General features: G+C 68.0%; 8 protein-coding genes. 2 read left to right on the top strand and 6 right to left on the bottom strand.

What is annotated here, in order from left to right; translation table 11 throughout:
- Window positions 1-158 precede the first annotated feature (158 nt).
- The 5 genes from ACH13J_RS11005 to ACH13J_RS10985 form a co-directional block, all read right to left on the bottom strand.
- Window positions 159-1,439 carry a DUF3422 family protein gene (locus ACH13J_RS11005; RefSeq protein WP_397543377.1) on the bottom strand — a complete coding sequence of 427 codons (1,281 nt, stop codon included), beginning with the start codon at window positions 1,437-1,439 and terminating at the stop codon, window positions 159-161.
- Between the two features lie 118 nt (window positions 1,440-1,557).
- Entirely contained in the window at window positions 1,558-1,719 is a 162-nt protein-coding gene (locus ACH13J_RS11000; protein ID WP_397543376.1) for a hypothetical protein, read from the bottom strand.
- Window positions 1,720-1,782: 63 nt separating this feature from the next.
- Entirely contained in the window at window positions 1,783-3,267 is a 1,485-nt protein-coding gene (locus ACH13J_RS10995) for an NAD(P)(+) transhydrogenase (Re/Si-specific) subunit beta (protein WP_397543375.1), read from the bottom strand.
- A 13-nt stretch (window positions 3,268-3,280) separates the two neighbouring features.
- The gene (locus ACH13J_RS10990) at window positions 3,281-4,852 is read right to left on the bottom strand and encodes a Re/Si-specific NAD(P)(+) transhydrogenase subunit alpha (RefSeq protein ID WP_397543374.1); all 1,572 of its coding nucleotides are present in this window, start codon (window positions 4,850-4,852) and stop codon (window positions 3,281-3,283) included.
- 126 nt (window positions 4,853-4,978) lie between these two features.
- On the bottom strand, window positions 4,979-5,431 hold the full coding sequence (locus ACH13J_RS10985) for a methyltransferase (RefSeq protein ID WP_397543373.1): 453 nt from the start codon (window positions 5,429-5,431) through the stop codon (window positions 4,979-4,981).
- A 109-nt stretch (window positions 5,432-5,540) separates the two neighbouring features.
- On the opposite strand from ACH13J_RS10985, the gene ACH13J_RS10980 reads away from it, so the two are divergent.
- Window positions 5,541-6,290, top strand: coding sequence for an SDR family NAD(P)-dependent oxidoreductase (locus ACH13J_RS10980; protein WP_397543381.1), 750 nt, complete (start codon window positions 5,541-5,543; stop codon window positions 6,288-6,290).
- 122 nt (window positions 6,291-6,412) lie between these two features.
- Window positions 6,413-7,456: a fatty acid desaturase gene (locus tag ACH13J_RS10975; protein ID WP_397543372.1), complete on the top strand. Its 1,044-nt coding sequence runs from the start codon at window positions 6,413-6,415 to the stop codon at window positions 7,454-7,456.
- A gap of 4 nt (window positions 7,457-7,460) precedes the next feature.
- Here the strand turns inward: ACH13J_RS10975 and ACH13J_RS10970 are convergent, their stop codons facing one another.
- A complete protein-coding gene (locus ACH13J_RS10970) occupies window positions 7,461-8,237 on the bottom strand; it encodes a gamma-glutamyl-gamma-aminobutyrate hydrolase family protein (protein WP_397543371.1) in 777 nt (258 codons plus the stop codon).
- Window positions 8,238-8,361: the final 124 nt, after the last annotated feature.

Raw genomic sequence — 8,361 nt, 5'->3', positions numbered from 1 at the left:
CCCCCCCCCCCCCCCCCCCCCCCCCCCCCCCCCCCCCCCCCCCCCCCCCCCCCCCCCCCCCCCCCCCCCCCCCCCCCCCCCCCCCCCCCCCGGCCCGCGTGGCCCGAACGCGAACGCATCATGCGCGCCGCAGGCGCCCCGCGCGGGAACAGCGCGCCTCAGTCCAGTTTCGCGCGCAGCTTGCGCACCATCCACCAGACCCCTGCCACCACGGGCACGGTCACGGCGGCGGTGATCATCTCCTTGCTGATCCCCAGATACCCGGCCAGCGGATAAAGCAGGTAGCCCGCCAGCGAGACGGCGTAGTAGCTGATCGCCACGACGCTGAGCCCCTCCACCGTCTTCTGCAGCCGCAATTGCAGGTCCGCGCGCCGGTCCATGCTGGCCAGGAGCGCCTGGTTCTGGGCGCTGCGTTCCACGTCGACCCGGGTGCGCAGCAGCTCGCCGGCGCGCATCGCCCGGTCGGCCATGGATTTCAGCCGGTTCTCGCTTGACCGCACGGTGCGCATCGCGGGTTCGTAGCGGCGCATCATGAACTCGCCGAAGGTCTGCCGCCCCTTGAAGCGTTCCTCGCGCAGCACGGAAATGCGCTGGTGAACGATCTTCTCATAGGCTTCCGTCGCCCCGAAGCGGAAGTTGGACTGCGCCGCCATCGCCTCCAGCTCGGCGGATATGTCCAGAAGGTCCGGCAGCGTCTGCTCCGCCTTTTTCTCGCTGCCGGTCATGTCGCCGATCATGGTGCGCATCCGGTTTTCCAGCTCGCCCATGCGCGGGTTGAGCTCGCGCACGCGGGCAAAGCCCAGCATCGACATCGCCTTGTAGGTCTCGATCTCGCACAGCCGCTGGATGATCCGACCGACGCGGCGCGGGCCGGTATCGGGCATCACGCCGATGAGAAAGCGCTGGTGGCCGGACGGGTCGATGCGGAAATCGCTGGCGATCACCGCGGCATTGTCCAGCACCCGCGCCACGGCCACGCTTTCGGGCACGAACCACTCGGCGATGTTCTTGGCCAGCGTCTCGTCGTTCTTGAGCGGCTCCACCCGGATCAGCGCCGAGGTCATCCGCTTGCCGGGCGCCGCCTCCAGCCAGTCGTCGGGAAACACCTCGAAATCCGCCGGGTCGAAGGGCCGCGCGCTCAGCCCCTCGGCGAACGCGGTATAGGTCACGAACTCGGTGTGGCTTTCCCATTTCAGGGTATGCCGGCCGATCCGGCCGGAGTAATGCGTGGCGCCGGGCTGGGGATGCGGCGCGCCGTGGCGGTCCAGCAGATCGGTCAGGTGCGCAACATCGGCCGCCCGGTCGCGCCCCGCGGCGCCGTGTTCCTGCTTGACCGCGAGGAACGCGGCGGTGGTGGGGGGCGAGAGCGACAGGAACGGGCGCGCATGCAACTCGTTGGCAAGGCGGTAGCGCAGCGGGTGGTCTTCTATGGGCGGCATGGCGGACCTTTCGGCACGGCGTTGAATCTCGGCGTCAGGTTATGCCGCGGCGCCGCGAATGAAACAGGGCGCGCGGTGTCCCGGCGCATACTTGCATCCGCGCAACACCGCGGGCCGGTCAGCGCCGAAACAACTGCCACGCCCCCACGCCGCAAACCGCCCCGCCGGCCACGGCGCGCGCAAGCCCCGCGGCAGCCGCCATGGACGAAACCGACGCGCCGGCACCGGCCAGCATCAGGACCCGCCCGCCCGGGCCGGGGTTACTTTCGTGGCCGGGCATGGGGCATTCTCCTTTACCGGACGGCATGCTGCCCCCGCCCGCGGACGGGCGGGGGCACGGGGATCATTCGATCAGCCCGAGCAGCTTGCTCACGCTGTCCTTGGCGTCGCCGTAGAACATGCGTGTGTTCTCCTTGAAGAACAGCGGGTTCTCGATGCCCGAGTAGCCGGCGCCCTGCCCGCGCTTGGACACGAAGACGTGCTTGGCCTTCCACACCTCCAGCACCGGCATGCCGGCGATGGGGCTGTTGGGATCGTCCTGCGCGGCCGGGTTGACGATGTCGTTGGAGCCGATGACGATCACCACGTCCGTGTCGGGGAAGTCGTCGTTGATCTCGTCCATCTCCAGAACGATGTCGTAGGGCACCTTGGCCTCGGCCAGCAGGACGTTCATGTGCCCCGGCAGGCGGCCGGCGACCGGGTGGATGGCGAACCGCACCTCCTTGCCCTTGCCACGCAGTTTCTGGGTCAGCTCGCTGACGGCGTTCTGCGCCTGCGCCACCGCCATGCCGTAGCCCGGCACGATGATGACGCTGTCGGCCTCTTCCAGCGCCTGCGCCACGCCCTCGGCGTCGATGGCAACCTGTTCGCCCTCGATATCCGCGGCCGGACCCTGCGCGCCGCCGAACCCGCCGAGGATCACGCTGACGAAAGACCGGTTCATGGCCTTGCACATGATGTAGCTCAGGATGGCGCCCGAAGAGCCCACCAGCGCGCCCACCACGATCAGCAGGTCATTGCCGAGGCTGAAGCCGATGGCCGCCGCCGCCCAGCCGGAATAGCTGTTGAGCATCGACACCACGACGGGCATGTCGGCGCCTCCGATCCCCATGATCAGGTGGTAGCCGATGAAGAGCGCCAGCAGCGTCAGCAGGACCAGCGTCCAGCTGCCCGCACCGCCCAGGTACATCGCGGCGAACAGCAGCGAGAGCCCGGCCGCGGCGGCGTTGAGCAGGTGCCCGCCCGGCAGTTTCCGCGCGGCGCTGTCCACCTTGCCCGCCAGCTTGCCATAGGCGATGACAGAGCCGGTGAAGGTGACCGCGCCGATCCAGATACCCAGCACCAGCTCGACCTTGAGGATGTTGACCTCGATCGCGGTCTTCTTCGCGACGATCGCCGCGAAGCCCGCGAATCCCTTGGCGAACTCCGCCGCCTGAGGCGTCACGCTCTCGGGCCGGGGAAAGGAGAGGCCCGCCTCGGTGAAGGCCGCGGCGACGCGGCCCAGCTCGATATCGGCGTTGAAGCCGACGAAAACGGCGGCAAGGCCCACCAGCGAATGCATGATCGCCACCAGCTCGGGCATCTGGGTCATCTGCACCCGGGTGGCCAGCTGGTAGCCGACGACGGAGCCGGCCGCGATCAGCAGGATCGACAGCCACCACAGCCCCGCGCCCGGCCCGATCAGCGTGGCCAGCACCGCGATGGCCATGCCGGCGATGCCGTACCACACGGCGCGCTTGGCGCTTTCCTGTCCCGACAGGCCGCCGAGGCTGAGGATGAAGAGAACAGCCGCCACCACGTAGGCGGCAATGGTGAATCCGAAATCCATCGCTCCGGCCTCCTTAAGACTTCTGGAACATGGCGAGCATGCGCCGGGTGACGAGGAAACCGCCGAAGATGTTGATCGCCGCCATGAAGACGGCGGCCGCGGCCAGTATCGTGATCAATACCGAGCTGGAGCCGATCTGCATCAGCGCGCCCAGGATGATGATCGAGGAAATCGCGTTCGTCACCGCCATGAGCGGCGTGTGCAGGCTGTGGCTGACGCCCCAGATGACCTGGAAGCCCACGAAGACGGACAGCACGAAGACGATGAAATGCTGCATGAAGCTTACCGGCGCCACCAGCCCCACGGCCAGTACCAGCACCGCGCCGATCCCCAGCAGGGTCACCTGCTGCTGCGTCTGCTTCCTGAATGCCGCGAGTTCCTGCGCCCGCTTTTCCTCGGGCGTCAGCTCCTTCTCGGGTTCCTTCTTGGGCGGGGCGGCGATGGCCTGCACCTTGGGGGCGGGCGGTGGATAGGTCACCTCGCCCGCATGCGTCACCGTCGCCCCGCGGATCACGTCATCCTCCATGTCGTGCACCGGGGTGCCATCCTTCCCGGGCGTCAGGTCGGTCAGCATGTGGCGGATGTTGGTGGCATAGAGACTGGAGGCCTGCGTCGCCATGCGCGAGGGGAAGTCGGTGTAGCCGATGATCGTGACGCCGTTGTCGCTGACGACCTTCTCGTCCGGCTTGGTCAGCTCGCAGTTGCCGCCGCGCTCGGCGGCGAGGTCCACGATCACGCTGCCGGGTTTCATCGCCTCGACCATGTCCTTCGTCCACAGCACCGGCGCGGGCCGGCCCGGGATCAGCGCGGTGGTGATGACGATATCCATTTCGGGCGCCAGTTCGCGGAACTTTTCCAGCTGCTTTTCCTGGAATTCGGGGCTGGAGGGCGCGGCGTAGCCGCCGGTGCCGGCGCTGTCCTGCGTGTCCTCGAAATCGAGATAGACGAACTCCGCCCCCATGGATTCGATCTGCTCGGCCACCTCGGGGCGCACGTCGAAGGCGTAGGTGATGGCGCCAAGGCTCGTGGACGTGCCGATGGCCGCCAGCCCCGCGACGCCGGCGCCCACCACAAGCACCTTGGCCGGCGGCACCTTGCCGGCGGCCGTCACCTGCCCGGTGAAAAAGCGGCCGAAATTGTTGCCCGCCTCGATCACCGCGCGGTAGCCGGCGATGTTGGCCATCGAGCTCAGCGCGTCCATCTTCTGCGCCCGGCTGATGCGTGGCACCATTTCCATCGCCATGACGGTAGCGCCCTTGTCCGCCGCCAGCTTCAGCCCTTCCTCGTTCTCTGAAGGGTTGAAGTAGGAGATGAGCGTCTTGTCCTTGGTCAGGCGTTTCAGCTCGGTCTCGGTCGGCTGGCGCACCTTGGCCACGATATCCGCGGCCTTCCAAAGCTGGGCGGCGGTCTTGATGATCTCGACACCCGCGGCCTCGTAATCGGCGTCGCGGAAACCGGCCCTTTCGCCCGCCCCCGTCTCGATCGCGCAGTCGTAACCGAGCTTCTGCAATTGCCGGGCCGAGTCCGGCGTCATCGCGACCCGGTTCTCGCCCTCGCGTATTTCCTTCGGCGTTCCGATCTTCAAAGCATCTTCCCCCGTTCAATCTGTTTGTTCATTTCTTCCGCGAAACGGACCTTTCGCGCAACTTAATGTTCTTGGGCGATATGTCACACCTTTCGAACACGACGCCCCCCTGCCGCGTCCGCAGTGTCACACCCACCGCCGCGTTTTTTCGCAATATCGCGCGAATTCCATGCGGAACTTGCGGCGCAGCCGGTCCTCCTCGGGCAGGACGAATCGCGTTTCCAGAATCCAGAGCAAGACCGGCACCAAGGGCAGGGACAGCACCGCGTCCCACCTCAGGATCAGCCCCGCGAGGATAAGCAGATCGGCCAGATATATCGGGTTGCGCGTGCGCTTGAATATACCCGTCTGGATCAGGCGCTCGGCCTCTCGGTGGGGCACGACCGTCGTCTTGTGCCGCCGGAATTCGGCAAAGGCGAGCGCAACCAGCACAAGCCCGCCGCCCACCATCAGCCCGCCGGCGAAGTCTGCCCATGTCCCGCCAAAGCTCAGCCCCATGGGCCAGCTGGCGCTTTGCCACCACGCAATCGCGGCAAACGCGGCAAGCCACGCGGGCGGTATGTCGAGCCATTTCAGCATGGCCCCCTTTTGCCCTCCCCCCGGGGAAGAGTCCACAGCCCGCACCGCCGCGGCACTTGTCCCGGCGGCCATCGGCGATAGAGTGACCACCGAAACAAAGGAGGGGCCGATGATCGAGGGAAAACACGCGCTGGTCACCGGCGGCGGCACCGGCATCGGCCTTGCGGTGGCGCGCGCCCTCGCCGGCATGGGGGCGGCGGTCACCATCACCGGGCGCCGGCACGATGTTCTGCAGACCGCGGCGGGCGCGCGCATCCACCCGCTGACCATGGACGTGAGCGACGAGACGTCTGTGCGCGAGGGCGTCGCGGCCGCCATAGCGGCGCGCGGCCCGGTGCAGGTCTGCATTCCCAATGCCGGCATCGCCGAGGGCCGCGCCCTGCACAAGACGGACACCGATTTCTGGCGGCGAACGATGACCACCAATCTCGACGGTGCCTTCTGGACGATCCGCGAATGCCTGCACGACATGCGGCACGCCGGTTGGGGGCGCGTTGTCGCGGTATCCTCGGTCGCCGGGCTGAGGGGGTTGAAGGGCGCCCCCGCCTACACCGCGTCAAAGCACGGGCTGGTCGGGCTGGTCCGCGCGCTCAGCGAGGATTACCTCGGCACGGGCCTGACCTTCAACGCGGTCTGCCCGGGCTACGTGAACACCGACATCGTGACGCGCAACGTGGAATCCATCCGCGACCGGGCCGGCATCAGCGAGGAGGCGGCGCGTGACATGATGGTTCAGGTGAACCGGCACAAGCGCCTGATCGAGCCGGACGAGGTCGCAGCGGCCGTTCTGTGGCTTTGCGGGGCGGGCTCGGACAGCGTGAACGGGCAGGCAATCGAGATCATGGGCGGGCAGGCGTGACCCGGCCGCACAGCGTGACACGCAGATGTCACGAGCAGGTGCTTGGACGCGGGGGCGCAGTCTGATATCCTCTGTCACACGGTGCCGCTGCACCAACCTTTCAGAGAGCGACCCAGCCAGACATGACCAGAACCGCGACGGCCCCGGCCACCCCTGCGACCCATCAGCGCCCGCGGGACTGGATGAAACATCTTTCCGCCTACCGGGAGCCGCATCACGGCCGCAGCCTGTGGGAAATTGTTGTCAGCGTCGGCCCGCTGCTGGGGCTTTGGGCCGCAGCGATTCTGGCGATTGATGCCAGCCCGTGGCTGGCGGTCATCATCTCGATCGCGAACGGTGCGTTCCTCGTGCGCGCTTTCATGATCCAGCACGACTGCGGCCACGGGGCGTTCTTCCGCGGCCGGCGCGCGAATGACTGGGTCGGGCGCTGCCTCGGGGTGCTGACCTTCACGCCGTACGAGGTCTGGCGCCGCAAGCACGCCATCCACCACGGCACGGCCGGCAACCTGGATGAGCGCGGCACCGGCGACATCCCCACCCTGACGGTGGCGGAATACCGCGGCTTGTCACGCGGCGGCCGGTGTCTCTACCGGCTCTACCGCCACCCGCTGTTCCTGTTCGGCGTCGCCCCTGCCTACGTGTTCCTGATCCAGAACCGGCTGCCCTTCGGGCTCTTGCGGGCGGGGCGGCGCTACTGGATCAGCGCGCTTGGCACCGACGCGGCCATCGTCGGCACGCTGGCGTTGCTGGCATATCTTCACGGGACGGCGCCGCTGATGCTGGCCATCCTGCCCACGCTGCTGACCGGCGCCTCGATCGGCATGTGGCTGTTCTACATCCAGCACCAGTTCGAGGACACCCACTGGGAACACGACCCGGACTGGCAGTTGCACGACGCGGCCCTTCACGGCAGCTCCCATTACGACCTGCCGCCGGTGCTGCGCTGGTTCACGGCCAATATCGGAATCCACCACGTGCACCACCTTTACAGCCGCATCCCCTTCTACCGGCTGCCGCAAGTGCTGCGCGACCATCCCGGCCTTGCCGAAAGCCAGCGCATGACCCTGCGCGAGAGCCTGCGATGCGCAAGGCTGCACCTGTGGGACGAGACGGGCAAGCGGCTTTTGTCCTTCGCCGAGGCGCGGGCGCTGACTGCCGCGCCCTGACGTCTCAGGCCGTGCGGCGCACGGGCGCCGCGCGGCCGGCCGCCCATTCGCGCGCGGCCTCTCCGAACGCCTCGAACAGCGCCCGGCTGACGGGGTCGGCGGCGGCATTGTATTCGGGATGCCACTGCACGGACATGGTGAACCCCGGCGCGCCCCGGATATAGAGCGCCTCGGGCGTTCCATCGGGGGCGTGCCCGTCGAACACCACATCCTGGCCGGGGTCGATCACGCCCTGGCCGTGCAGTGTATTCGTCATGACCTCCTGCGCGCCGATCAGCCGGTGGAACAGGCCGCCCGCGGTAAAGCGTACGCTGTGGCGCAGGGCGAATTTCTCCTCCAGCGTGCCGTCGGGGGGCATGCGGTGGTTCTCGCGCCCGGGCAGGTCACGGATCTCGGGGTGCAGCGTGCCGCCCATGGCCACGTTCACCTCCTGGAAACCGCGGCACACGCCAAACACGGGCTGCCCCCGCGCGACGCAAGCCCGGACCAGGGGCAGGGTGATCGCGTCACGCGCGCGGTCGAACGCCCCGTGCGCCTCCGTCGGGGCGTGGCCGTATTCCTCGGGGTGGACGTTCGGCCTGCCGCCGGTCAACAGGAACCCGTCGCACGTTTCCAGCAGCTCGTCGACCGCGACGAACCGCGGGTCGCTCGGCACGATCAACGGGAGGCATCCGGCCACCTGTGCCACCGCGTCGGCATTCATCGTCCCGCCCGCATGCACCGGGTAGCTGTCGTCGATGAGGTGGTGGTTCCCTATGATGCCGATTGTCGGTCTGGCCATGCCGTTCCCTTGTGTTGCGCTCCATCAGGGATATAGGCGCCGCGGCAACGAGAAAACACCAAATCGCGCACACCCGGCCGCGCGGCGGCGCAGGGGGCGGCAAGCGCCCATCAACGCGGCGCCC

The organism is Roseovarius salis (genome assembly GCF_044472985.1).
GTDB lineage: Bacteria > Pseudomonadota > Alphaproteobacteria > Rhodobacterales > Rhodobacteraceae > Roseovarius > Roseovarius salis.
This window is presented reverse-complemented; position numbering and strand designations above follow the sequence as displayed.

Excerpts from the sequence above, each read along its gene's own strand:
- ACH13J_RS11005 (WP_397543377.1), bottom strand. The coding sequence starts at position 1,439 with ATGCCGCCCATAGAAGACCACCCGCTGCGCTACCGCCTTGCCAACGAG.
- ACH13J_RS11000 (WP_397543376.1), bottom strand. The coding sequence starts at position 1,719 with ATGCCCGGCCACGAAAGTAACCCCGGCCCGGGCGGGCGGGTCCTGATG.
- ACH13J_RS10995 (WP_397543375.1), bottom strand. The coding sequence starts at position 3,267 with ATGGATTTCGGATTCACCATTGCCGCCTACGTGGTGGCGGCTGTTCTC.
- ACH13J_RS10985 (WP_397543373.1), bottom strand. The coding sequence starts at position 5,431 with ATGCTGAAATGGCTCGACATACCGCCCGCGTGGCTTGCCGCGTTTGCC.
- ACH13J_RS10980 (WP_397543381.1), top strand. The coding sequence starts at position 5,541 with ATGATCGAGGGAAAACACGCGCTGGTCACCGGCGGCGGCACCGGCATC.
- ACH13J_RS10975 (WP_397543372.1), top strand. The coding sequence starts at position 6,413 with ATGACCAGAACCGCGACGGCCCCGGCCACCCCTGCGACCCATCAGCGC.
- ACH13J_RS10970 (WP_397543371.1), bottom strand. The coding sequence starts at position 8,237 with ATGGCCAGACCGACAATCGGCATCATAGGGAACCACCACCTCATCGAC.